Source organism: Anaerolineales bacterium (assembly GCA_019637805.1).
GTDB lineage: Bacteria > Chloroflexota > Anaerolineae > Anaerolineales > UBA11579 > JAMCZK01.
In genome coordinates, this window is sequence record JAHBVB010000002.1 from 251521 (window position 1) to 277135 (window position 25615).

Annotated in this window: 22 protein-coding genes and 1 tRNA gene; 17 read left to right on the forward strand and 6 right to left on the reverse strand. The window is 59.3% G+C overall.

The annotated features are described in order from the left end of the window. The first annotated feature begins 55 nt into the window (after positions 1-55). The 6 genes from KF885_06860 to KF885_06885 all read left to right on the forward strand — a co-directional run bounded on the left by KF885_06860 (position 56) and on the right by KF885_06885 (position 4707). Positions 56-457, forward strand: coding sequence for a cobalamin B12-binding domain-containing protein (locus KF885_06860; protein ID MBX3048875.1), 402 nt, complete (start codon positions 56-58; stop codon positions 455-457). A 9-nt stretch (positions 458-466) separates the two neighbouring features. After that, complete coding sequence (gene meaB / locus KF885_06865; GenBank protein MBX3048876.1) at positions 467-1483, forward strand: methylmalonyl Co-A mutase-associated GTPase MeaB; 1017 nt, start codon at positions 467-469, stop codon at positions 1481-1483. Next, positions 1480-2022, forward strand: coding sequence for a GNAT family N-acetyltransferase (locus tag KF885_06870; protein ID MBX3048877.1), 543 nt, complete (start codon positions 1480-1482; stop codon positions 2020-2022). Before meaB ends, KF885_06870 begins: the two co-directional genes overlap by 4 nt. 36 nt (positions 2023-2058) lie before the next feature. Beyond that, the gene (locus tag KF885_06875; GenBank protein MBX3048878.1) at positions 2059-3018 is read left to right on the forward strand and encodes a ribose-phosphate diphosphokinase; all 960 of its coding nucleotides are present in this window, start codon (positions 2059-2061) and stop codon (positions 3016-3018) included. A 63-nt stretch (positions 3019-3081) separates the two neighbouring features. Beyond that, positions 3082-3906, forward strand: a complete 825-nt coding sequence (gene mutM / locus KF885_06880; GenBank protein MBX3048879.1) for a bifunctional DNA-formamidopyrimidine glycosylase/DNA-(apurinic or apyrimidinic site) lyase — start codon at positions 3082-3084, stop codon at positions 3904-3906. Between the two features lie 69 nt (positions 3907-3975). Beyond that, positions 3976-4707, forward strand: a complete 732-nt coding sequence (locus KF885_06885; GenBank protein MBX3048880.1) for a hypothetical protein — start codon at positions 3976-3978, stop codon at positions 4705-4707. A gap of 29 nt (positions 4708-4736) precedes the next feature. Here the strand turns inward: KF885_06885 and KF885_06890 are convergent, their stop codons facing one another. The 3 genes from KF885_06890 to KF885_06900 are packed head-to-tail and all read right to left on the reverse strand — an operon-like array spanning position 4737 to position 9964. Then, entirely contained in the window at positions 4737-5090 is a 354-nt protein-coding gene (locus KF885_06890; protein ID MBX3048881.1) for a DUF488 domain-containing protein, read from the reverse strand. Between the two features lie 51 nt (positions 5091-5141). Continuing rightward, positions 5142-5981 carry an MBL fold metallo-hydrolase gene (locus KF885_06895; protein MBX3048882.1) on the reverse strand — a complete coding sequence of 280 codons (840 nt, stop codon included), beginning with the start codon at positions 5979-5981 and terminating at the stop codon, positions 5142-5144. 5 nt (positions 5982-5986) lie between these two features. Next, on the reverse strand, positions 5987-9964 hold the full coding sequence (locus KF885_06900; protein ID MBX3048883.1) for a hypothetical protein: 3978 nt from the start codon (positions 9962-9964) through the stop codon (positions 5987-5989). A 230-nt stretch (positions 9965-10194) separates the two neighbouring features. Between KF885_06900 and KF885_06905 the strand changes: the two genes are divergently transcribed. The 7 genes from KF885_06905 to KF885_06935 all read left to right on the forward strand — a co-directional run bounded on the left by KF885_06905 (position 10195) and on the right by KF885_06935 (position 19631). Then, complete coding sequence (locus tag KF885_06905) at positions 10195-14208, forward strand: DNA polymerase III subunit alpha (GenBank protein ID MBX3048884.1); 4014 nt, start codon at positions 10195-10197, stop codon at positions 14206-14208. Between the two features lie 12 nt (positions 14209-14220). Continuing rightward, positions 14221-15198 carry a 6-phosphofructokinase gene (gene pfkA / locus KF885_06910; GenBank protein ID MBX3048885.1) on the forward strand — a complete coding sequence of 326 codons (978 nt, stop codon included), beginning with the start codon at positions 14221-14223 and terminating at the stop codon, positions 15196-15198. A gap of 71 nt (positions 15199-15269) precedes the next feature. Continuing rightward, on the forward strand, positions 15270-15611 hold the full coding sequence (locus KF885_06915; protein ID MBX3048886.1) for a type II toxin-antitoxin system Phd/YefM family antitoxin: 342 nt from the start codon (positions 15270-15272) through the stop codon (positions 15609-15611). Between the two features lie 78 nt (positions 15612-15689). Continuing rightward, the gene (locus KF885_06920) at positions 15690-16157 is read left to right on the forward strand and encodes a hypothetical protein (GenBank protein ID MBX3048887.1); all 468 of its coding nucleotides are present in this window, start codon (positions 15690-15692) and stop codon (positions 16155-16157) included. Beyond that, positions 16141-18153, forward strand: coding sequence for a hypothetical protein (locus KF885_06925; GenBank protein MBX3048888.1), 2013 nt, complete (start codon positions 16141-16143; stop codon positions 18151-18153). The genes KF885_06920 and KF885_06925 overlap by 17 nt, the downstream gene beginning before the upstream one ends. Continuing rightward, entirely contained in the window at positions 18125-19216 is a 1092-nt protein-coding gene (locus KF885_06930; protein ID MBX3048889.1) for a DNA cytosine methyltransferase, read from the forward strand. The genes KF885_06925 and KF885_06930 overlap by 29 nt, the downstream gene beginning before the upstream one ends. Before the next feature lie 10 nt (positions 19217-19226). After that, a complete protein-coding gene (locus tag KF885_06935; protein ID MBX3048890.1) occupies positions 19227-19631 on the forward strand; it encodes a very short patch repair endonuclease in 405 nt (134 codons plus the stop codon). 439 nt (positions 19632-20070) lie between these two features. On the opposite strand, the gene KF885_06940 is transcribed toward KF885_06935, so the two are convergent. Continuing rightward, complete coding sequence (locus KF885_06940) at positions 20071-21675, reverse strand: methylmalonyl-CoA mutase family protein (protein MBX3048891.1); 1605 nt, start codon at positions 21673-21675, stop codon at positions 20071-20073. 177 nt (positions 21676-21852) lie between these two features. Between KF885_06940 and KF885_06945 the strand changes: the two genes are divergently transcribed. Both KF885_06945 and KF885_06950 read left to right on the forward strand, forming a co-directional pair. After that, positions 21853-22632 carry a DUF1295 domain-containing protein gene (locus KF885_06945; protein ID MBX3048892.1) on the forward strand — a complete coding sequence of 260 codons (780 nt, stop codon included), beginning with the start codon at positions 21853-21855 and terminating at the stop codon, positions 22630-22632. Between the two features lie 48 nt (positions 22633-22680). Then, positions 22681-22923, forward strand: coding sequence for a DUF1272 domain-containing protein (locus tag KF885_06950; protein MBX3048893.1), 243 nt, complete (start codon positions 22681-22683; stop codon positions 22921-22923). Here the strand turns inward: KF885_06950 and KF885_06955 are convergent. Further along, entirely contained in the window at positions 22920-23639 is a 720-nt protein-coding gene (locus tag KF885_06955; GenBank protein ID MBX3048894.1) for a hypothetical protein, read from the reverse strand. The two genes, KF885_06950 and KF885_06955, sit on opposite strands and share 4 nt — an antisense overlap. Positions 23640-23837: 198 nt before the next feature. Here KF885_06955 and KF885_06960 point away from each other — a divergent pair. Further along, positions 23838-23910: transfer RNA gene (locus KF885_06960), tRNA-Glu, on the forward strand. Positions 23911-23964: 54 nt separating this feature from the next. Here KF885_06960 and KF885_06965 read toward each other — a convergent pair. Continuing rightward, positions 23965-24333, reverse strand: coding sequence for a hypothetical protein (locus tag KF885_06965; GenBank protein MBX3048895.1), 369 nt, complete (start codon positions 24331-24333; stop codon positions 23965-23967). Between the two features lie 185 nt (positions 24334-24518). Here KF885_06965 and KF885_06970 point away from each other — a divergent pair, with 185 nt between their 5' ends. Beyond that, on the forward strand, positions 24519-25514 hold the full coding sequence (locus KF885_06970; GenBank protein ID MBX3048896.1) for a LacI family DNA-binding transcriptional regulator: 996 nt from the start codon (positions 24519-24521) through the stop codon (positions 25512-25514). The last annotated feature ends 101 nt before the right edge of the window (positions 25515-25615 follow it).

Genomic DNA, 25615 nt, shown 5'->3' on the forward strand with positions numbered 1-25615 from the left:
AGCGATCCATTGCGCAGGTATAATGCCATTTCACCCCTTTGCTTCCGGAGGATGCATGGCAGAAAAGAAGATCCGCGTCTTGGTGGCCAAACCCGGCTTGGATGGACACGACCGCGGCGCCAAGGTGATTGCCCGCGCGCTGCGCGACGCGGGCATGGAGGTCATTTACACCGGCCTGCGCCAAACGCCTGAAATGATCGCCGAAGCCGCGTTGCAGGAAGATGTGGATGCAGTGGGTCTTTCGATCCTGTCGGGAGCCCACATGGCCCTGGTGCCGCGTGTGCTGGAACTGCTGCGCGCCAACGGCCAGGACAAAGTGCGCGTCTTCGTCGGCGGCATCATCCCGGATGAAGACGTCAGCAAGCTGATCACGGCGGGCGTGGCCGGCATCTACGGCCCGGGCTCGCCCACCCAGAGAATTATTGACGACATCCGCGCTGCGGTACACCCGGCTTAGGAGCTTTGCGTGGATCTGGTTTCTTCCGTGCTCTCAGGCGACCGGCTGGGCTTGGCGCGCCTGCTGAGTGAAGTGGAGAGTGGCAGCCAGGCGGGTACCCAGGCGCTCAATCAGCTCTTTCCCCACACCGGCAAAGCCCAACTGATCGGCGTGACCGGCGCCCCAGGCACCGGCAAATCCTCACTGGTCAACCAACTGGCCCTGCATTATCGCCGCCCGCCGCAGGGTGAGCCGCGCCGCGTGGCGATCCTGGCGGTGGACCCCAGCAGCCCCTTCACCGGCGGGGCGGTGCTGGGCGACCGTATTCGCATGCGCGAGTTGTCCGGCGACCAAGGCGTTTTCATCCGCTCCATGGCCAGCCGCGGCTCACTGGGCGGCCTGGCGGCGGCCAGCGCTGGGGCAGCGCAGGCTTTTGATGCCGCCGGCTACGACATCATCCTCATCGAAACGGTGGGTTCCGGCCAATCTGAAGTCGAGATCGCCAAGCTGGCCCACACCACCCTGGTGGTGGACGTGCCCGGCCTGGGTGACGATGTGCAAGCCATCAAGGCTGGCATTCTGGAAATCGCCGATATTTTGGTGCTCAACAAGGCCGACAGGCCAGGCGTAGAGTCCGCCGAGCGCGCTTTGCAGGGCATGCTTAAGCTGGGCCACCCCACCAAGCGCATCATGCACCACGGCCAGGTGGAAGAAGTGCAGTCGGCGGACAGCGAGCAGGCGCACAGGGAAGAATGGATCCCGCCCATCCGCCGCACGGTGGCCCTCGAGGGCAAAGGTGTTGTTGAATTGGTAGAGGCGATCGAAGGCCACCGCCAGTTCCTGCAGCGCAGCGGCGAATGGCAGGGCCGCGAGCGCGCCCGCTTGCAGAACGAAGTCGAGCTGCTGCTGCAAAGTGAGCTAATGGCGACCTGGCGGCGCGGCCTCTCCCCCGGCCAATACGAAGCCGTGCTGGATGCCCTGATGGCGCGCCAACAGTCGCCGCGCCAGGCGGTCGCCGCCCTGCTCAACGGGAAGGCCAAGCGATGATAGTGGGAGATGGCCTGCGGTTGCGCGCCATCGAGCGCGCTGATCTGCCCACCATCGTCACTTGGTTGAACGACCCCGAAGTGCGCGACCAGCTGGCCGCCTACCTGCCCATGTCCCTGGCCGCCGAAGAGCGCTGGTTTGAAAAGCTGCCCGAGCGCCCGCGCGAACAGCAACCTTTGGCGATAGACGTGGCGCGCGGCAATGCCTGGAAGCTGATCGGCACTTGCGGCCTGCACGAAGTCGACTGGCGCACGCGGGCCGGCGAGTTAGGGATTATGATTGGGGAGAAGGGCGAGTGGAGCAAGGGCTACGGCACACAGGCGGTGGCCTTGCTGGTGCAGTTTGCCTTTGAAACGCTCAATCTGCACCGGATCAGCTTGTATGTGTATGCAGACAATGCGCGCGCCATTCGTGCATACGAAAAAGCTGGCTTTGTTTTGGAAGGCCGTCTGCGAGACGGCGAGTTTCGCCATGGTGTTTACCGCGATGTACTGATGATGGGCATTTTGCGGCCGGAGTGGGCCGCAGCCCGCAAATAAACAGGATAAGGTGAGTACGTGAGCAAGAATAAAGGACTGTACGGCGATATTAAATTGTTCGCTGGCACCGCCAGTCCAGACCTGGCAGAGAAGATCTCGCAGTATCTAAAAGTTCCCCTTAGCCCACGCGACATTATTGAGTTCCCCAATGAGAATTTGCTGGTGCGGCTGCATGGCAGTGTGCGCGGCCAGGATGTGTATGTGATCCAAAGCACAGCGGCCCCGGTGCACCGCAATTGGATGGAACTGTTCATCATGCTGCAGACCCTGCGCCTGGACTCGGCGGCGCGCATCACCGCCGTAATTCCCTTCATGAGCTATGCGCGCTCGGACAAGAAAGACCAGCCGCGCGTGCCGATCGTGGCCCGCCTGGTGGCGGACATGGTGCAGATCGCCGGGGCGGACCGCTACATCACGCTGGATCTGCACGCCGGCCAGATCCAGGGTTTCTTCTCCATCCCGGGGGATGTGCTCACCACTTTCCACATGCTCGCCGACCACGCCAAGAAGCTGTGCAAGAACCTTAAGGACCCCGTGGTGGTCAGCGTGGACCTGGGCTTTGCCAAACGGGCGCGCAACTTTGCCGAGCGCATCAACACGCCGCTGGCGCTAATCGAAAAGCGCCGGGTGGCCAACGACTCGAATGCTGAAGCCATGCGCATCGTGGGCGATGTGGCCGGGCGCGATGTGCTGCTGGTGGATGACGAAGTGGATACGGCTGGGTCCGTCTCGCAGGCCGTAAGTCTGCTGATGAAGAACGGGGTGCGCAGTGTGCACCTGGTCTGTGTGCATGCGCTGCTCTCCGACCCGGCGGTGGAGCGCCTGACCAAACTTGACCTTGCGGGCATCATCACCACCGATACGGTGCCTCTCTCCGCAGAGAAGCGCGCGGTATTGGGCGATAAGCTCACCGTGCTTTCCACCGCGCCGCTGCTGGGCGAAGTCATTCGCCGGGCCCACGAAGGCCGCAGCGTGGGCGCCATGTTCAATGAATAGCATACAGTTGGCAGTCGACAGTTGACAGTCTGTCAACTGTCGACTGCCAACTGTAAACCATCCATGCCTGAACTTCCTGAAGTCGAAACCGTAGCCCGTTCGCTGGTGAGTGGGCAGGGCGCGGCGCCCATCCTGGGGAGGCGCGTGGCCCTGGCTCGAGTGGCCTGGGCGCGCAGCGTGGCCAGCCCGAGCGCCCCCACGTTTGCGCGCCGCATCGCCGGCCAGCAGGTGCAGGACGTGGGCCGCCGCGCCAAGTACATTCAGATCGGCCTCGATCAGGATACCTTGCTGGTGCACCTGCGCATGTCGGGCGACCTGATGCTGGGCTACCAGGAAGTCCCGCTGGGCGCCCACTCGCGCCTGCAGATCTACTTCGAAGATGGCCTGCAGCTCAGCTTCAATGACCCGCGCAAGTTCGGGCGGGTTTGGCTGGTCCCCGACCCGGCCGAGGTCTATGCCGGTCTGGGACCGGAGCCTTTTGACCCGGCTTTGACCCCCAAGCGCTTCCACAGCCTGCTGGTTGCCCGCCAGCGGCAGCTGAAGCCGCTGCTGCTGGACCAGGCTTTCCTGGCCGGCCTGGGCAACATCTACGCCGACGAGGCCTTGTGGGCGGCCCAGCTGCACCCGCTGACCCTGACCAGCCGCCTGGATGCAGCCCAGGCCGCTTTGCTGCTGCGCAGCATCCGCGCCGTGCTGAAAGAAGGCATCCGCCGCAACGGCGCCAGCATCGACTGGGTCTATCGCGGCGGCGATTTCCAGAACCACTTCAAGGCCTACCAGCAAACCGGGCAGCCCTGCCCGCGCTGCGGCACACCCATCAGTCGCATTGTGGTGGGGCAGCGCGGCACGCATTTTTGCCCGCGTTGCCAAATATTGCAAGCTGCATAACGCATAATACTTTGACGGTAAGCTGCGTATTAAGTACGATGCGCAAAAATCAAAAATTGTGAGGATGATTTGAAAAAGACCTTCTTGATCCCTATGGTTGTTTTGGCGCTGGCCGCCATGGCGTGCAGCGCTTCTTCCATTACCAGCTTGCTGGAGAACGCTGTGTCTGAAGATGAGGGCTCCCTGTTGGACCGGGTATCGCAAATTCTTCCGCAGAGTGAACCCAATGAAACGATCGTCACCGGCCAGATCCTGACCCAGGAAAATTTTTCTGACCCCGAAGCCTGGGAATATTATGTGGATGACGGAGCTGCTTTGCAGGTTGACCAGGGTGCTTACAACATGTACCTCGAGGTGGAGGGGTTCATCTGGGGCATTAATGAGCAGATGCATTCTGATGTGGTCATCACTGTATTTGCCACCCAACTTTCCGCCACGGACAACAATGGCTACGGCGTGGTCTGCCGGTCAGACACGGAGAATATGGGCAACGGCTATTATTTTCTGATCAGTGGCGATGGCTTCTATTCCATCATGAAGAGTCTGGACGACTCTGCCGAGGCACTGGTGGACTGGACCAGCAGCAGCCAGATCCAGCAGGGCAGAGCCATCAATTGGATCAAGGCGGTTTGTGTCGAAAACTACCTGGCTCTATTCATCAATGACACCTTTGTCGCCGAGGCTTATGACTCCACGTTTTCTGAAGGCTATGCCGGACTGTCAGTGGCCATCTTTGAAGCTGGCAACGTTGAGGTCGCCTTCGATGACCTGATCATTTTGGCGGCTTCTCTGGCTGAATAAAGTAGTCGCTGAATAAAAAGAGCCGGCAGTTAACTGCCGGCTCTTTTTTGTTCCAGGTAGTCTTTCAAGATCACTGCGTGGTTGATCTGCTTGTCTTTGGCCGCGTACAGAAGTGTGACGGTCTGCTGTTTGGCCGCCGCGCGCAGCGTGTCCACGGCCGGGTTGTGGTCCAACTCTGCCCTGTACGCTTGGGCGAAGGCCGCGAACTTCTGTGGGTCGTGCCCAAACCAGGTGCGCAGCTCCGCCGAAGGCGCAATGTCTTTCAGCCACAGATCCAACCTGGCGGCCGGCTTGCTTACGCCGCGCGGCCAAAGCCGGTCCACCAGCACGCGAGTGCCGTCGTCCTTGGCGGGCTCCGCATAGATGCGTTTTAGTTTGAACATTGTGATCCCTGATGCGTGGTTCAGGCTGGCGCCTGGATCACGCATCAGCGATCACAATTGGGCTTGGGTGACTTTGAGTTTGCCCTCTTCGTCTTGGATCAGCTCGCCCACCGGGATGACCGTGTCGTGCTCAAAGACCAGCAGCGCCTGATTTTCCAGTGCCCAGCGCTGCCAGAAGCCTTTGGTGCGGATGGTTTCCAGCGGCTCCACGTCGTAGGCGGTTACCCAAGCCTTGCGCTCAAAGTGCACGGCAAAACTGGCCAGGTCATTCAGGTAGACGGCCGGCCGGGTTCCGCCTTCCAGCACCACCACCTGCAGGCCGCGGGTGTGGCCGGGGGTCACCGCCAGGCGCAGGTCTGGCGTTACCTGTGTGTCGCCGTTCAGAAGCCGCAGCTGGCCGGCCTGCCAGATGGGCACAAAGTTCTCCGGCAGGTAGGTGGCCCGCGTGCGCTCGTTAGGGTGCATGGCGTCGGCAAACTCGAGGCGCTGCACCCAATATTCGGCGTTGGGGAAAGCGGCCACGGGCTGCCCGTCTTTCAGCGTGGTGTTGCCGCTGCAGTGGTCAGCGTGCAGGTGGGTGTTGATGACGATATCCACATCTTCGGGACGCACGCCGTGTTTGGCCAGGTTCTGCAGCAAAGTACCTTCTGGATACTCCAGCCCCCACTGGCGGATGGCTTTGTCATTCAGCTTGTCGCCCAGACCGTTATCCACCACGATGGTCTTGCCGTCCGAGAAGATCAGCAGGCAGTGCATGCACATCGCCACCTGGTCCTGCTGGTTGGTGCTCTGATAACGGCTCCACAGCGGCCGCGGCACCAGGCCGAAAGGCCCGCCTGGGTCTACCCAGGTGGTGCCGCTGGGAACGATGTGCCACTCAAAGCCTGCCATGCGGCCTAGCCCTTCTTGCCGCGGCGGCGCTTGCGCTTGCCGCTTTTCTCGCTGCCGCCGTTGGCGCTGGCGGCCGGCTGGTTGCGGGCTGGCGCGGCAGGCGCCGGACGGCTGGGCGGCTGGGCCGGCCCCACGCTGGCCGGTTGGAAGACGAACATGCGGTTGACCATGCTGCTGCGCATGTCGGCAAACAGTTCCTGGAACATCTGGTAAGCCTTGGCCTTGTATTCCACCAGCGGGTCGCGCTGGGCGTAGGATTCCAGGCGCACCGCAATGCGCAGGGCTTCCATGCGGGTCAGGTAATCCACCCAAAGTTCGGTGAAGACGCGCAGCAAGAGCTGGCGATAGTTTTCGCTGATGGAACGCTTGCCCAGCGTGTGGATGGCCTTTTGTTTGGTGGCCTCGTCTAGGCTGCTTAATGCTTGGCCGTTCAGGTTCTGCAAAGCCTCTGCCCCCACGGCGGCTTCCAGGGCGGCCTTGCCGGTGGCGTTGAGCGCCTCGGCCCCGTTGGCGGCAATGCTGTCCCAGGCGGCCCGGCCCCAGATGGTCTGCAGCGCGGCCTGGGCCTGCTGCAGGTGGGCCAGCACGTTGTCGGTGACCTGTTCCGGTTTCAAACCTTCCAGGAACTGGGCGGCATAGTGGGTAAAGGTCAGGCGGCGCTGGCGCTGCTGCACCTGCTTGTGGGTGCGCTTGTCAAAAGCGGCCACCTGCGTTTCGGGCAGGCTGAGCAGGATGCGCAGCAGCTGCTCGTCGCTGGGGTTATCCCCTGCGCTCTGCAGGGCCGCGGCAACCTCGCGGGCGATCTGGCCCTCGCCGTTGTCGCCCAGCAGGCGCTGGCGGCGGGCGGCGAATTCCGCGCGGACTCGGGCCGCCAGGCTTTCACCCAGCGGGGCCCAGTCACTGCTGGCCAGCTCCTCGGCTTTTAGGCCCAGTTCAGTTTCCAGGCGGCGTTCCAAAGCCCCCAGCACGCGCAATACGGCCTGCTCGCGCAGGCTTTCCTCCGCCCGGCTGTAGAGCACGTCGGAAGCGGCGCTGTCGGCCAGCTGCAGGCTTTGCTGCTCTTCCTTGCTCAGTTGGAGCGGCACACGCAAAAGCGTGCTGGCTTCGCGCGCCAGGTCGGCCGCCGAGCGCGGCTGGCCCTCTTCGTCCATGCGGATGCCTTGCAGGAAGGTGTCAATCGTCTCGCCCAGGTCATTCATTTGCTGGTCCAGGCGCTCTTCGCTTTGCTCCAGCAGCGCTTCCAAGCCGCGCTGCAAATGCTCTTCTTCGGCCGTCAAAGCGTTCGAGGCGATCTGCACCAGGCCGCTTTGGGCGGAGCCGCCTTTGCGCTTGAGTTCATCCATCAGCAACTGCACGGTGTAGGAAGGCACGATCACCTGGTTTACGACCAGGCTGGGCTGAATCTGTTCCAGCCAGGCCAGCAGCTTCCACGGCCCTTCGGGGTCGTCCAGGGCGGCGGGCACGCGCTGGTGCACTTCCTCTTGCAGCATTTCCAGCACATCGTCCACCAGGTCTTCCTTGGTCATGATGCGCTCGCGCTGGGCGTAGACCGTGGCGCGCTGGGTATTGAGCACGTCGTCGTATTCCAGCAGGTGCTTGCGGGCGTCGAAGTTGGCGCCTTCCACCCGGGTTTGCGATTGTTCGATAATGCGCGAGACCAGGCCATATTCCAGCGGCACGGAGTCATCCATGCGCATGCGCTCCATCATGGCTTCCACTTGCGCGCCGCCAAACAAGCGCATCAGGTCGTCTTGCAGTGAGAGGTAAAAGCGGGAGGAGCCGGGGTCGCCCTGGCGGCCGGCGCGGCCGCGCAGCTGGTTGTCAATCCGCCGGGCTTCGTGGCGTTCGCTGCCAATCACGTGCAGGCCGCCCAGCTCTTTGACCTTGGCCATTTCCTCCACGGACTTGAGGAAGTATTCGACCTCGGCTTTGTAGATACCGTAGTCTTCCGGCTTGAGCTGCAGCAGGGCATCACGCTGCTGCTCAATGGTCATGTCGGAGGTTTCGCCCACGCCGGACTTGCGCAGCACGCGGCTGACGGCGGAGAGCACCTCTTCGGCGATCTCGCCGCCCAGCTTGATGTCCACGCCGCGGCCGGCCATGTTGGTGGCGATGGTCACTGCGCCGAAGGCCCCGGCCCCGGCGATGATCTGGCTCTCTTCGGTGTGCTTGCGGGCGTTGAGCACCGAGTGGGGCACTCCGTTGCGCAGCACGGCGGCCAGGCGCGGCGTATCTTCCGGCGCCAGGCCCAGCAGGCTGATCAAGTGCGCCAGGTTCTGCTCACTTTGCAGGTTCAGGTCCACGCCCAGCTCGCGGGCGCGCTGGCGCAGATCGCCGCTGTTGATCTTTTCCAACGGCTCCGCCAGGCTTTGCAGTTCAGGGATGATGAAGCCGTCGTCGTCTTTGTCGTTTTTCTCCAGCCACAGGGCGCGCAGCAGCATGATCTGCAATTGGCGCTGCACCGCCTCGGCCCGCAGCCGGCCAGAGAGCATGTCAGAGCTTTCCACCGATGTGGTGCCCAGCAGGATCGGCCGGCCGGTGACGTGGATGGCAATGATCTCTTTGATGATCGCGCGGATCTTGGCTTCCACGCTGCGGTAGACCACGTCAGGATAGTCTTGGCGCTTCCACAGGGCGGGCAGCTTGTCGGCGTCGCTTTTGTGCGCGTAGTAGATGACCTTGTAACCGGACTCGTCCTTGGCTTCGACGACTTCCAGTTCCGAGTCGGGGCGGTCAGCGTTGTATTCCACGTTCTGCGGCAGCGCCACCACGTCCAGCTTATAAATGTTGTCGAACTCTTCGGCTTCGGTCAGCGCCGTACCGGTCATGCCGGCCAGCTTCTCGTACATGCGGAAGTAGTTTTGGATGGTGATCGTGGCGTAGGTAACGTTCTCCGCCTGGATCTTGACGCCCTCTTTGGCCTCCACCGCCTGGTGCAGGCCGTCGGACCAGCGGCGGCCGGGCATCAGGCGGCCGGTGAACTCGTCGATGATCACCACCTGGCCGCCCTGTACCAGGTAGTCCTTGTTGCGCTTGAAGAGCAGTTGGGCGCGCAGGCCTTGCTCCACAAAGCCCAGCAAGCGGGCTTGTTCCGGGCTGATGTCTTCGGGGCGCTCCGGGTCGCGCAGCGGCGTCCCCAGCAGCTGCTCAATGTGGGCTTCGCCGATCTCGGTCAGGTTTACGCTGCGGTTCTTCTCGTCGACTTCGTAGTCTTCCGGGTTCAGCCGTTTGACCACATCCGCCACGCGCTTGTAATGCTCGGCTTCGTCATGGGCCGGGCCGGAAATGATCAGCGGCGTGCGCGCTTCATCCACCAGCACATTGTCCACTTCGTCGATCACGGCAAAGTAATGGCCGCGCTGCACGCCTTCTTCCGGCTGCATGCGCATGTTGTCGCGCAGGTAGTCGAAGCCGAATTCGTTGTTGGTGCCGTAGGTAATATCGGCGGCATAGGCTTGGGCGCGCGGCACCTGGTCCAGCTGGTGCTGGTCTTCGTGCGGCGATTCTTTGCTCAGGTTGACCATATAGGCGTAGCGCGAACTGTCGCCGCCGGAACCCATCTGCAGCACGCCTACTTTCAGGCCGAGGAAATCGAAGATCGGCGCCATCCAGCGCGCATCGCGGCGGGCGAGGTAATCGTTGACCGTGATCAGGTGCACGCCTTTGCCGGTGAGCGCATTTAAATAGAGGGGCAGGGTAGCTACGAGGGTTTTGCCCTCGCCGGTGCGCATTTCGGCGATCTTGCCCTGGTGCAGGGCCATGCCGCCCATCAACTGGACATCAAAGTGGCGCAGGCCCAGGGTGCGCTTGCTGGCTTCGCGCACCGTGGCAAAAGCCTCGGCCAGCAGCTCTTCCAGGCTCTGTCCCTGGCTCAGCCGGGCGCGGAACTCTTCGGTTTTGGCGCGCAGCGCCTCATCTGAAAGGGCTTCGTATTCAGCTTCCAGACCGTTGATGAAGTTGACCATCTCGCTGTAGGCGAGCACTGTTTGTTTGTTCGGGTCCCCCCCGATTAGCTTTGAAATTCGTTTTAACATGCGGCTTTTTGCTCCGGCGGCGATTATAGCATGCGGGCTTTTTCATTGAATGGCGCGTGATTCCATGCAGACAAGCTTAAAATATCAGCTCTTTTAAGCTTGGCGCAAAGTGTGCGTCAGGCCCGGATGCTATAATCTCTTTTGTTCCTCGGTAAGGTCTCCTAAAAAAGAAAACAACCATGTCTTTCGCCCACCTTCACGTTCACACAGAGTACTCGCTACTCGACGGATTTAGCAAAATCCCGGAACTGGTGAAGCAGGCCAAAGAGATGGGCATGCAGCACCTGGCCATCACCGACCATGGCGCCATGTACGGCGTCATCGACTTTTTTAACGCGGCCAAGGACGCCGAGATCCATCCAGTGATCGGCATGGAAGCCTACATGGCGGCGCGCGGCATGGGCGACCGCGACAGCGAACTGGACAAGCGCTCCAGCCATTTGCTGCTGCTGGCCGAAACGCAGGAGGGCTACCAGAACCTGCTCAAAATTGCCTCCCGGGCGCAGCTGGACGGCTTTTACCATTACCCGCGCATTGACCATGACTTCTTGGCCGAGCATGCCAAGGGACTGATCGCCACCACCGGCTGCCTGTCGGCAGAGATCCCACGGGCGATTATCCGCGAGAATTTGGACGATGCCCGCCGCCAGATCGACTGGTATTACCAGGTCTTCGGCCCGCACAACTTCTATTTCGAGCTGCAGAACCATCCGATTGACGAATTGAAAACGGTCAACAACGTCCTGCAAGACCTGGGCGCCTATTACGAAGCCAACTTCGTCGCCACCAACGACGTGCATTACATCCGCCCGGAAGATGCGCGCCTGCAGGACATCCTGCTCTGCGTGCAAACCGGCAGCCGCTACGGCGAAGCCCGCCGTATGCGCATGTCTGGCAGTGAGTATTACCTGCGCAGCGAGGAAGAGATGCGCCGCCTGTTCGCCGGGCACGAAGGCGCCCTGCTGAACACCGTGCGCATCGCCGAGCGCTGCCAGGTGGACCTGACGCCGGAAGGCTATCACCTGCCGCAGTTCGACGTGCCCGAGGGCTACGACACCGAAAGCTACCTGCGCATGCTGTGCGAAGAAGGCCTGGAGCGGCGTTATCCCGGCCGGGCGCACAGCGAGGAAGTGCGCCAGCGGTTGGAACATGAACTTGGCACCATCATCGGCATGGGCTTTGCGCCGTATTTCCTGATCGTCTGGGATTTGTGCCGCTTCGCCAAGCAGAAGAACATTTGGTACAACGCCCGCGGCTCGGCCGCCGGCTCCATCGTGGCTTACGCCCTGGACATCACCCTGGTGGACCCGCTGGAGCACAACCTGATCTTTGAGCGCTTCCTCAATCGGGACCGCATCAGCATGCCCGATATCGACCTGGACTTCCAGGACGACCGCCGCCACCTGATGCTGGAGTACTGCCGCCAGCGCTACGGCGACGACATGGTGGCCGCCATCATCACCTTCAACAAGCTCAAGGCGCGCGCCGCGGTGCGCGATGTGGGCCGCGTCCTGGACGTGCCGCTGACCGAAGTAGATCGCATCGCCAAGATGATCCCCAACATCCCCGGCAAGCCGGTCTCCATCGCCGAGGCGCTGGAGACCATCCCGGACTTTGCCCGCGAGTACAACACCAATTCGCAGGCCAAAGAGCTGATCGACACCGCCCAGCAGATGGAAGGCGTGATCCGCGGGGCGGGCACCCACGCCGCCGGCGTAGTGATCTCCGACCGGCCCATCATCGAATATGTGCCGCTCAACCGGCCGACCGGCAACAACGCCGATGACACGCCGATCAAACAGCTGACCCAGTTCGAAATGACCACGCTGGATTCGCTGGGCCTGCTCAAGGTCGACTTCCTGGGTTTATCGACCCTGACCATTATGGAGCGGGCCTGCCAACTGATCGCGCAGCGTCACGGCCAGCAATACGACCTGAACAACATTCCGCTGGACGACCCGCAGACCTACGAACTGCTGGGCCGCGGCGAAACCGCCGGCGTCTTCCAGTTTGAAGGCGCCGGTATGCGCCGTTGGATGATGGCGATGAAGCCCCAGGCGCTGGAAAATGCCGTGGCCATGGTGGCGCTGTTCCGCCCCGGGCCGATGGACTTCATCCCGACCTACATCAACCGCATGCACGGCAAGGAACCGGTGAGCTACGCGCATCCGGCCATGGAGAGCATTTTCGCCGAGACGTACGGCATCCCCGTCTACCAAGAGCAGCTCATGTCGGCGGTGATGCAGGTGGCGGGCTACTCCGCCTCCGAGGCGGATGACCTGCGCAAAGCGATTGCCAAGAAGATCGAAAACAAGCTGAAAAAGCACCGCAAGCAGTTTGTGCGCGGCGCCACCAAGCAAGGTATCGCCGAAAAGACCGCCGAAGAAATCTTCTCGGATTGGGAAAACTTTGCCCGCTACGGCTTTAACAAAGCGCACGCCGCCGACTACGGCGTGCTGGCTGTGCAAACCGCCTACCTCAAGGCGCATTACCCGGTGGAGTACATGACCGCCGTGCTGTCAGTGACGCTGACCGATACGGACAAGGTCGCCTATTACGCCCAAGACTGCCGCCGCATGGATATTGAAGTGCTGCCGCCGGACGTCAACTACAGCCATTGGGACTTCTCGATCCAGCAGGACGGCGAGAAGACCGCCATCCGCTTCGGCCTGGGCGCCATCAAGAATGTGGGCCATGGCCCGGTCAACGCCATCCTGACCGGGCGCGGGGACGCGCCTTTCAAAGATCTGGTGGACTTTGGCGAGCGGGTCGACCTGCGCCAGGTGGGCAAGCGCGCCCTGGAGAGCCTGATCAAGTCCGGCGCGCTGGACGCCTTCGGCAACCGCCATGCCATGCTCGAGATCCTGGAGCAGGTGGTTTCGATGAGCGCCGACCTGTTCCATGCCAGGGAAGTGGGCCAGATGAGCCTGTTTGGCGGCGATGTGGTGGCCGGCCCGCAAATCGTGCTGGCCGCCCCGCGGCCGGAAGAGGAAGAAGCCACCCGCCGCGAACGGCTGAACTGGGAGCGTGAGCTGATCGGTCTGTACGTCTCCGACCACCCGCTCAACCCGCTCCTGCCGCAGCTCAAGGAAGTCGTCACGCACTTCTCCAGCGAGCTGGCCATGCTGGAAGGTGAAGAGCGCGTACGCGTGGCCGGCATGGTCAAAAGCTGGCGCAGCTTCGCCACCAAGCGCGGCAAGATGATGGCCTTTGTGACTATTGAAGATCCCTTCGGCACCATCGACACGATCGTCTTCCCGGGGGTGTGGGAGAAGTTCGGCAACCTGGTGCAGAACGACAAAGTGCTGGTGATGGAAGGCAAGCTGGACCCGCAGAGCGGCGAGACCAAGCTGCTGGTGGACAAAGTGGACACCAACCTGAACATCACCACCCCCATGGCGGATGCCCCGCTGTCCTACCCGCCCAGCCCGCGGCCGGTCGCACCGGCCCCGGCGCTGCGCGAGCCGGACCCCGCCGAGCCGTCCAGCCTGCTGGACGCCCCGGAAGATTTTGACCTGGGCGCCATGCCAGAACCCCCAGAGTCCTTCCCGCCGGGCTGGGAGCTCTCGGTCGAAGATCATTTCCCCTTGGTGGGCAACACCGCCCCGCCAGAGCGGGACGAGCGCCAGCCCGAACTGCCTACCGAGCCGGAGGGGCAGGCCAGCGCCTCTCAGGCAGAGGAACGCGTGGATGACGCCCCAGACTTTGCCGCCTTTATTGAGCCGGCACCTTCGCTGAGCCGGACGCGGGCGCCTGAACCGGCGGCTAAGCAGCCGCCGGCTGACCTGCCAGCCCGGGAGGCCGATGCCCCTGAGATCGCGGTTGGCGGGCTGAGCGTGGCCACCCAGCCGCCCGAGGCGCTGCCGGTGGCCCCGGCCATTGTGCGCCCCGGCGCGGGCAAACCCGCTCCGGCCGCACGGGCAGAAGGCGACAGTACGCCCAAGATGCTGACGGTCTACATCCGCAGCACCGGCGACAAGCACCGCGACATCCTCGCCATTCGCCGCATCCACGGCGCCATCATCAGCTACCCAGGCGGGGACCGCTTTGCCTTCCAGGTCTTTGAGGGCCGCAGCAGTTACCTGCTCGACTTCCCCAACGACACCACCGACCTGGGCGACGAACTGATCGCCCGGTTGGAGACCATGCTGGGCGGGAGCAATTTCCGCGTCGAAACCATCACCTTGCAGTAAACTGTGCCTAGGATGAGCGCCAAGATCAAACGCATAGGGGTGCTGACCTCTGGCGGCGATGCGCCGGGCATGAACCCCTGCATCCGCGCCGTGGTGCGCACCGGGCTGTTCAACGACTGCGAGGTCATCGGCATCCGTGACGGCTATGCCGGGCTGCTGAACGGTAGCTTTGAAGTGCTGGAGGCGCGCCAGGTGGGCGGCATTATCCAACGCGGCGGCACCATGCTGGGCACCGCCCGCTCGCCGGAAATGTACGAAGAGGCCGGCCAGCGGGCCGCCCTGCAGGCCCTGCGCCAGCACGAGATCGACGGCCTGATCGTCATCGGTGGCGACGGCTCAATGCGCGGCGGCCTGGCGCTGGCCGAGCGCGGCGTGCCGGTGGTGGGCATCCCCGGCAGCATCGACAACGACATGTGGGGCACCAACATGGCCATCGGCGTGGATACCGCCCTCAACACCCTGTGTGACGCCATCGACAAGCTGCGTGACACCGCCTCTTCCCACCGCCGCGCTTTCCTGGTCGAGACCATGGGACGCAACTGCGGCTACCTGGCGCTGATGGCGGGCGTGATCGGCGGCGCTGAGGTGATCCTGATCCCCGAGGCGCCCAGCACCATCGAGAAGGTGGCTGAGGCGCTGGTGGGCGCTTACCAGCGCGGCAAGACCCACTCGATCGTGGTCGTCTCAGAAGGGGCCAATATCAAAGTCGCCGAGCTGGCCCAGCACCTTGAGGAGCTGGGTGTCGGTTTCAGCACGCGCATGACCATCCTCGGCCACATCCAGCGCGGCGGGCGCCCCAGCGCTTTCGACCGCCTGCTGGCCACCCGCCTGGGTGTCAAAGCCGTGGACGCCCTGCTGGCGGGCTACAGCAACGTGATGGTCGGCCTGCGCGGCCGGGACATCGACCTGGTGCCGCTGGCCGACGTCGTCAGCCGCCAGCGCGAAGCCAACCTGGAATACTACGAGATGGCGAAGATGCTCGCGTTCTAAGAGTTGGCGTAAAATCGGGGGGTTTGTTATTAAGTACTTCCGTATATACTTGGCGGATGAGGCGCATATCCTTGACTGAAGCGCACAGGCGCCTTTCTATCCTGCTGTCCAAGCTGGGCGAAGGGCCTATTACGCTTACCCGCCGCGGCAAGCCTGTGGCTGTACTGCTGGCGACCGAGGAATACGAGCGCCTGCACCGGCTTGAAATATCGCTTCGCTTTCAAAAAACGCAGGATCGCCTGGCTCGATTAAACGCGGACGTTCCTGAAGATGAGCTGGCTGCAGATATCCGCTCGGCTCGCCAGTCTATAACAGATGGGTACCTTGAGCAATTGCGTGGGTCTCTCAAGGGTGGCAACGCACTGGAGACTCTAATGCGTGAGCGTGAGTGGGAGCGTAGTCGGGACGGGTAGATAGGCTAAAAGAGTAATGCAAATGGCCGCTGCTGGTAGTGAGGTGTCACAGGTCAAGCTGGAGGACAAAAACTTAATATGATCGATAAATTTGAGTATTATCACGGGGCTGCGCTTGTTCGCGTCGTGGATGACCCCAGGTGCTATTCGATAAAAAAGCGGGGCCAGCAGGGGTATTTAGTCAATGATGCGATTTTTGTCTTCCTTAAGTACTCTACTAAATCCCGCTCACCGTGGGAGTTTTCATTCGATGCAGAAGATGTTTTGCACAACAATCTTATGCAGGAGGAGTATGGAGAGGCTTTCCTGGGCCTTATATGTGGAGGTGATGGTATTTGCGGCTTAGGTTGGAGCGAAGCAAAAGAATTACTTGGTGGGCAAGCTGGTCGGATTGCCGCCGGCCGCAAACACAATCGAAGCTATTCTGTTTGGGGAACAACAGGTGAATGGAAGAGGAAGATATCCCTAAGGCGTTGGCCCGCTCTCCTCTTTGAACCGGTGACTGGAATTGAGATGTTAGGGGAAGAATATGCAACCTCAAACTAGATTTGTTATTGAAGATGGTCAGCATACTAAAGAGGCCTTGAGCGTTCTAGCAGAAGAGATACAAGCTGAAGGCTCCCTGGAAGCTATTGTTGGAAGAGCAAGAAGAATATTGGAGCTTTCTGTTGACCCGGTAGCTGGAGCTGTCGATCCAAGTTATGGCCTGCTTTACGGACTTATTCAGAGTGGCAAGACGAGCATAATTACGGTCACGGCAGCTATGGCTGCCGACAATGGATTCAAATGCATAATAATCTTAACTTCAGATATTAATCCGCTTTATGATCAAACATTACAACGTATCCGAAGTCAGTTAAGGGGATTAGCTGTTTTAGGAAAAGCGGATTGGAATGATTATCAAAAATTTGAAAGATATTTGCGGACTTCTCCGTTCGCGATTGTTTGCTCTAAAAACGCTAACCACCTGAGTAGCCTATTGGAGGCATTTAAAAAGGTCGGGGCCAAAGGAGCACGCGGATTAGCCACAATGATTATTGACGATGAAGCGGATCAGGCTAGCCTAAATACAAAAGCTCGGTTTAATGCAATACAAAGGACAAATGAACTCAGTAGGATAAATAACCTGATAACAGATTTGCGAAGCTTTTTTCAGGCCAATACTTATCTTCAAGTAACTGCAACCCCCCAAGCACTTTTTTTACAGAGACCTGACGGTTTTTATAGACCATCATTCACGGTTTTAAGTGAACCCGGCTTTGGATATGTTGGGGGAGAGGCTTTCTTTGAAGATGCATCAAAGTTCCTTGTTTATGTGCCTTTGGAGGAAACGGAGCAGTTGAAATCAGGACATCAGCCTCATGCTACAACCGCTATCCCGAGGGGAATGCGTAGAGCATTTTTGAGTTTTCTTGTAGGAGCAACAACAAGAAATTTGGCGCAAAGTTCTGACGCCTTCGCCTTTCTTGTACATATAAGTCATACCCGGGTTGATCATGAAAATGTTGTGACAGTGATTGATGCTTTTCGTGAAGAGGTGATGAATGCACTTAATAATCCTGGAACGCCTGCTCATGAAAGGATGCGAGAGGAAATAGGTGCTGCTTATGCCGATATCGAGGAAACAGAAGGAGAATTACCCGATTTTGAAGTATTGGTGGATCGGATAAAGTTCCTCTTACCAGGCGCCAGCATAAAAACCATCAACTCGACTTCAGATTCGGCTATATCGTTGGATCACGTATATAGCATTTTTGTTGGCGGTAACAAGCTGGGGCGCGGCGTTACTATTCCAAATCTTATAACAAGTTATTACGGAAGGAATCCCAAATCTCCCAACGCAGATACGGTTTTGCAGCATGCCCGGATGTATGGTTATCGCGGTAAGCATTTGGGAATTACCAGACTATTCTTGCCTAAAAAATTGGCCGATCACTTTCGCATTATTCACCAAATGGAAAAGGCTTTGCGAGACCTTGTTTCCAGGTATCCGGAGGGCAAGTTTGAGGGAATTTATATTTCTTCACCCCTCCGGCCTACCCGAGGAAATGTTCTGGATCCGAATGCAATAGGGGTATATGTTGCTGGTGGATATTGCAATCCCCGTTACCCCTTACGGAATAAGGAAATAGCCAAAGACAGGGATTGGCTTGACCAAGAATTGTTGCCATTTGATGATCGGAATGAATACCACCCGTCGACAATAGATTTCATAAAGGAAATCATCAACAAGTGTAAGCATGATCCCGATGAGGGTGCGGAAATGTGGGATATTCAAACTTTGGAGGTTGCACTTGACAAACTCAAGACCCTCAGGGGAAATAGAGCTTACCTTCGTGTGAGAACTGGGAGAAACCTCAACGAACCAAGGCGCGAGACACAAGGTTTCTTAACGGGCGGAGAAGAAGGTCTTGTTCCTTCTGATGCCCCAACTTTGTTCATCTACAGAATTAATGAGAACGACCGCGGCGAAGCTGTTTGGTGGCCACAAATCAGATTTCCAGAAGGTAACTATGCGTTGGCTTTTAGCTTTGATAGGTAGAATAAAAAATTTACTCTTAGTCAGAAAGCCGCTCATTGCGATTGATGTTTTTTCAGGAGCGGGCGGAATGACTCTGGGTCTGAAACAAGCAGGCTTTAGAGTTATTGCTGCTGTTGAAGTTGATCAATTGGCAGTAGATACTTACAGAGTTAATCACCCCGAAGTTGAAGTCTGGCAGCAGGATGTCCGGCAAGTTAGCGGTGAAGATATCCTGAAAGCTTTAAAATTGCGGGAAGGGGAATTAGATGTTTTGGCGGGTTGTCCCCCTTGCCAAGGGTTTTCATCTATAAGGACGCTAAACGGCAAGAAAAGACCGCGTGATGAACGCAATGATCTTATTTTTGATTTTCTAAGACTTGTTGAGGAATTGAAACCAAAAGTGGTCTTGTTGGAAAATGTTCCTGCACTTGCTAAAAAAGAAAGATTGGTAAGGTTCACTCGGAGTCTGCGGAAGCTCGGTTATACCTTTAGTGGAACACCGATGATCCTTAACACCGCAGACTTTGGAGTTCCACAGCGTCGCAGAAGAATGATTTTCATTGGTAGCAGGGTGGGTGAAATAAAAATGCCTGAAAAGGAAGTGGAAGCAGTTACTGTACGGGCAAGTATTGGCGATTTGCCTCTACCGGGTGAAAGTGGAGATCCGCTGCACGATATAAAAGAACAGCGCGCTCCACACACCGTGAAAATGATAAAAAAAGTTCCAAGAGATGGAGGGAGTCGGTCAGATTTACCTGAGGAGTATCATTTGCCTTGTCACAAAAAATCTCCTAATGGATTCAAGGATGTCTACGGGCGAATGTCTTGGGATAACGTGGCCCCAACTATTACGAGTGGATGCAATAACCCATCCAAAGGCCGCTTCCTCCACCCAACACAACATAGGGCAATAACATTGCGTGAAGCAGCTATTTTTCAATCTTTCCCGAAGGATTATTATTTTTCTCTCGAAAAAGGTAAGAACGGTGCTGCTATTATGATTGGTAATGCCTTGCCCCCTAAATTCGTTCAGAAGCAAGCTGTTGCAATTAAAGATGCTATACGTGCTTCCCGAACTTTGTAACATGGATAAGTTGACCAAGGAACAAAGAAGCAGAAATATGAGCAGGATTCGCTCATCTATGACTGGCTTCGAGCAAAAGATATTCAAAAAACTAAAAAATAAGCGTATTTATTTCCAAACTCATTACACCCGAGTAATTGGTAAGCCTGACATAGCTTTGCCGAGATCTCGCAAAGCGGTTTTTCTGCATAGTGACTTTTGGCATGGCTGGCGACTGCCCAGCTGGGAAAATGTACTCCCTAACGAATTTTGGATTAATAAGCTGAGACAAAATCGAAAACGCGATAGAAAAGTAATTCGAAAATTGCGTCAAATGGGCTGGGATGTTTTTGTTTTATGGGAGCATTCGTACAAAAAAGACCCAGATGGATCGATTGACAAAATTATTAACTTTCTAAAGAGCGATTCCCTGTAAAGCAGACTACTGTTTAAAAGGAAAATAATATTACTTGTGGCTTGACTTCAACTGGAGTCTTCATGCTGCATATACCTGCCCATGCTTTAATACTGCTTGGGGCAAAATTTGTGAACCACAAATCCGCATTCGGGGCGGCTCTCTGTCAAATGTAATACCTGGCTTGACACGCCCGCTCCCCCCAATAGTATTGTTACAACTTGCACGGCTTTGCTGCACACCGTGTGCTGGAAAACGCAGATGACGCGTATCAAACCGAGAGGGATAAATGCTGTCTAGGTCAATTGCCGTCAAGCCATTGCCGGCCCAAAGTTGTATTAAAACCCCTGCCCCCCATCGCGTTAATATATCTTTTTCAAGCTGTTGGACAGAAATTGCCTGCAGTGAACTGCTAAGCCAACCGCTTTTGGGTTGGCTAGGCCTACCGCTTTTTGGTTGGCTAAATTTCCACGCTCTCCTCGTACACGCCGAACTCCTCTTTCATCAGCGACATGATCTCGCCCAGCGTGGCGTAGGCGCGCACTGCGTCCAGCAGCGCGGGCATCGTGTTCTGCGTGCCCTGGCAGGCCAGCCGCAGCCGGTCCAGCGCCTGCCCCAGCGCGCCGGGGTCGCGCTCGGCGCGCAGCTGGCGCAGGCGGGCCACCTGGCGGCGCTCCCCCTCCGGGTCCATCTCCAGGATGGGGATCTGGTAGCCGCCCTCGTCCTGGTAGGCGTTCACGCCCACAATGCGCCGCTCGCCGCTGTCGATCTCGCGCTGGTAGCGGTAGGCCGCATCGGCGATCTCGGCCTGGAAGAAGCCGCGCTCAATGGCCGGCAGCACGCCGCCCATCTCCTCGATCTGGCGGAAGTAGTCCAGCGCTTGCTGCTCCATGCGGTCGGTCTGCGCCTCCACAAAGAAGCTGCCGCCCAGGGGGTCCACTGTGTTGGTCACGCCGGACTCCTCGGCGATGATCTGCTGCGTGCGCAGCGCCACGGTCACCGCGTGCTCGCTGGGCAGCGCCAGCGCCTCGTCCATACTGTTGGTGTGCAGGCTGTTGGTGCCCCCCAGCACCGCGGCCAGCGCCTGGATCGCCACGCGCACCACGTTGTTCTCCGGCTGCTGCGCGGTCAGCGACACGCCGGCGGTCTGCGTATGGAAGCGCATCAGCCAGCTGCGCGGGTCCTTGGCGCCGAACACCTCGCGCATCTGCCGCGCCCAAATGCGCCGGGCGGCGCGGTATTTGGCGATCTCCTCGAAGAAGTCGTTGTGCGCGTTGAAGAAGAAGCTCAGCCGCGGGGCGAAATCGTCGATGTCCAGCCCGCGCTCCAGCGCCCAGCGCACGTACTCCAGCCCGTCGGCCAGGGTGAAGGCCAGCTCTTGCGCCGCGGTGCTGCCCGCCTCGCGGATGTGGTAGCCGGAGATGCTCACCGGGTTCCATTGCGGCAGGTGCTGCGCGGCGTACTCGATCGTGTCGGTCACCAGGCGCATCGAAGGCTCGGGCGGGAAGATGTATTCCTTCTGGGCGATGTATTCCTTCAAGATGTCATTCTGCAGCGTGCCGCGCAGCTGCTCCGGGCGCACGCCTTGCTTCTCAGCGGCTGCAATGTACATGGCCCAGATGATCGCCGCCGGGCTGTTGATGGTCATGCTGGTGGACACCTTGTCGAGTGGGATATCGCTGAACAGGATCTCCATATCCTTGAGCGAAGACACCGCCACGCCGCACACGCCGAACTCGCCCTCCGCCTCCGGCTGGTCGGTGTCATAGCCCATCAGCGTGGCCAAGTCAAAGGCCACCGAAAGCCCGGTCTGCCCCTGGCTCAGCAAATACTTGAAGCGCTGGTTGGTCTCTTCGGCGGAGCCGAAGCCGGCGAACATACGCATGGTCCACAGCTTGCTGCGGTGCAGGGTGGGGTGCACCCCGCGCGTGAAGGGGTACTCGCCGGGGTTGCCCAGGTCCTGGGCGTAGTCCAGCCCGGCCACGTCCAGCGGGGTATACAGCCGCTCGATCGGCTCAGAAGAAGTGGTGACGAACTCCGATTTACGCTCCGGCAGGCGTGCCATGGACTTTTTCAGCGTCTCTTCTGTCCAGGCCTCTTGCTGTTTGCGCAGCTCTTCAAGCGTTTTCTTGTCGTACATCTGGGCGTGTCCTCCAGGGTGAGGGCGAATAACGCCATTATAGCTGATTGAGCGTCCCTGACTGCCGCTGGCCAGTTCGCTCAGAACGGGGATAATCGCAGGATGGACTTGATCTCTGCTTGGTTCCAAACCGGCGCGCTGCTGCTGGCCAGCGTTTTCCTGCTTTGGCTGCTCAGCCTGCGCCTGCGCGACGCCGGCATCATCGACAGTTTCTGGGGCCTGGGTTTCGTGCTCTCGGTCTGGGCCTATTTCGTCTGGCTGCCCGGCGGCCTGGCGGAGCGCAAATGGCTGCTGGCCGCCCTGGTCAGCATGTGGGGCCTGCGCCTCTCAGCGCACATCACCTGGCGCAATTGGCGCCGCGGCGAAGACTTCCGCTATGCCAGCTGGCGAAAGGAGCACGGTCGCCGCTGGCCCTGGCGCAGCCTGTGGCAGGTGTTCATCCTGCAGGGCGCGCTGATCTGGCTGATCGGCCTGCCGCTGCTGGCCGCCCAGGCCAGTAGCGCGCCGCTCGGCTGGCTGGATGGGCTGGCCTTGGCCGCCTGGGCGCTCGGCTTCTACTTCGAAGCCGTCGGCGATTGGCAGTTGGCCCAGTTCAAACGCGACCCGGCCAATAAGGGCAAGCTGCTCACCAGCGGGCTGTGGGCTTACACGCGCCACCCCAACTACTTTGGCGATGCGCTGCAGTGGTGGGCCTTTGGCCTGTTCGCCCTGGCCGGCGACGCCTGGTGGGCTCTGCTCAGCCCGCTGCTGATGAGCTGGCTGCTGCGCTATGTCTCCGGCGTGGCTATGCTGGAGAAGACGCTCAAGAAGCAAAAGCCCGGCTATGCCGGCTATGCCCGCCGCACCAACGCCTTCATCCCCTGGTTTCCCAAATCGGGTTGATAGAATGAGCCAGGCAGGAATGCCTGGAATGACAAACGGAGGCATAACATGCTGGAAATTCGGCCAAACTGCGAATGCTGTAACAAAGATCTGTTGCCCAGTTCAGCGGAGGTCTACATCTGCTCATTTGAGTGCACGTTCTGTGCAGATTGCGCACAAGACAAACTGGACTTGGTGTGTCCCAATTGCGGTGGGGGCCTCGTGCACCGGCCCATCCGCCCGGCGCACAAGCTGCTGGAGCACCCTGCGTCTACCCAACGCGTCTACAAGCCTGAGGGCTGCACATCTTAAGGGAAGTGGATACGTGGGTGTCCCAACACACCTTCGATGAACACCGCGATCAGGGCGATCATCGGCAGCGCCAGTAAGAAGGTTGCCGGCGCGCATAGCAGCTGCGCCAGCCAGCGGGCGGGCCGGGCGCCGCGCCGGCGCGGCAGGCTGTAGGCGGGCAGGTAGACCATCAGCCCATAGACGAAGCACCAGAACGGGAAAGCCAGCAACATGGCCCCGCTGCCGGCAAAGAGGGCTTCGCTGAGGGTGCCCACGGCGCCAAAGGCGATGAAGACGGTGAAAGGGGAGAGATCATAGCGCGCCAGCAAAAAGGCCAGGGCGATGAAATAGGGGATCAGGACCACCACACTGTGCAGTAGGATCACATCGAAGTAGTTGGTCGAGGCGGTGATATAGGCTTCGCCAATCGGCGCCCCAAACCAGGGCGCCAGGTTGGTCATGGAGACCGTGACCACTTCTTCCAGGCAGGCCAGCAGCGTAGCAAAAAGCACGAACTTCACGCGCCAGTCCAGCCGCATGGCCAGCACCCGCTGCCGCACCTGGCGCCGCAAGCGCCACATCAGCCCGCCGCCGGCAATCACCCACAGCAGCACCAGCCCGCTGGCCATGCCCGCCACCGCCCGCTCCGCCGCGCTCTGGGCGCCAAGGCGCATCACGGCCAGGATCAACAGCGCCGCGGCGAACAGCAGGCCCAGAGTGACCTTCTTAGCGTTCACCTACAAAGTCTACTCCGTGGACTTTGTAAGCGTGCATGGTAAAATACGGCGCTCTGTTTGGAAGTGGCTGTTGTTATCTGTGGCTTGAAAATAGCTGCCGTTGCAACGGCAAAACAAAAGGGTGAAGCCCTTTACACAGCTTACAAACCAACCTGCCGTTGCTTCGCAACGGCAAAACAAAGGGCGAAGCCCTTGTTAGCCCTCATCGTCTAGTGGCCTAGGACGTGGCCCTCTCAAGGCCAAAACCGGGGTTCGACTCCCCGTGGGGGCACAACCAAAAACGCCTCGCTGAACTTCAGCGAGGCGTTTTGCTTTCCAAATGCGGTCAGCGTACCAGGTCCAGGTAAGCCTGGTAGTCGCCGCGCATCATCACCAGGATGATCGGGATAACGATCGCCGCGATCAGCAGGTAACGTTTGCGCCAGCTGGTGTGCCAAAGGCTGCCGACGTTGAACAAGATCACGCCGATGCTCAGTACCCCGGCGCCCACATTGATTAGCGGTGAAAAGGTGTTGGAGACGCCCAGCAGCGGCAGCAGCAAGGGCACCACAATGTATTGCAGGGTGCAGCGGATGGCCGTCAGCAGGAAAGGCACCCCGATCACCAAGGTGCCGAACTGCATGACTGGCGGCATCTCCTGCGCGTCTTGCTCATGGCGTACCTGGATCTGGTGGGGGGTGCTTGCTTGGCTCATTTGTCCTCGCGTATTTTCAAGTTCCAAGCAATTATAGCTCAGCCTTTTCGACCGAGGTGCAGGTCTTGACAAACCGTTGAAAATCGTCTTACAATGGGAACGCTCCCAATATCTAGCGAAATCGAGAAGCGTTATCCCTATTTTTGCGTCTAAAGACTGGGAGCGCTCCCAGAAATGAGTAGATTTTGAGCACGATCGAAGAAATCGCCAAAAAAGCCGGGGTGTCCCGCTCCACCGTCTCTCGGGTGATCAACAATGACCCGAATGTGAACGAGCAGACCCGCGAGCGGGTCCTGCAGGTGGTCACCTCCAACAACTACGTGCCCAACCGCGCCGCCCGCAAGCTGGCCGGCGGGCGCACCGGCATTATTGGCCTGGTGATCCCCACCGGTGTCTCCCGCCTGTTTGTCGAGCCTTTCTTCCCCATCCTGATCCAGAGCGTCACCAACCACTGCAATCGCCTCAATCGTTCCGTCATGTTTTGGTTGGGCGAGCCGGAGCATGAGCGCAGAAGCATTACCCAGATTCTCAGCAATGACCTCCTCGACGGGGTCATTGTTTCATCCCTCAAGGACCGTGACCCCATCGTGGAGGCCCTGCACAATTCGCAAGTGCCCTTTGTGCTGATTGGCCGTTACCGCGAAAACCTGCCCATCAACTTTGTCGATATTGACAATGAGAAATGCACCCAAATGGCGGTGAATTATCTGATCCAGATCGGGCGCCGGCGGATCGCCACGATTACCGGCGTGTCGGACACGATGGTCAGCCGCGAGCGTTTGGATGGCTACCGCGCCACGCTGGCCAAGGCAGGCCTTCCGGTCGACGAGAACCTGATCGCCGAGGGCGGCTTTGTGGAGGAGGGCGGCTACGCTGCCATGGCCAAGATCTTCCCGCACAAACCGGACGCGGTCTTCGCCACCAGCGATGCGATGGCGGTCGGCGCCATTCGTTTTCTCAAAGAGCAGGGCGTGCGTGTTCCGCAGGATGTTGCTGTGGTCGGCTTCGATGATGTGCCGCTGGCCGCCAGCTACAAGCCGGCGCTCACCACCATCGCCCAGCCCATCGAAGAGCTGGGCCAGCATGCAGTGGACATGCTGATCACGCTGATCGAACAGCGTCCAAAAGAACTGCTCACTGAAGTACTGCCTTCGAATTTGATCATTCGGGAATCGGCCTAGAAGATATGGGCCGATTCTTTTTTTGTATCCCTTTGACGACTATGGCTTTCGGGTAGAGGAGGTGATGACAACAGGCGAACCTATGTGTCTTACAGCAAAAA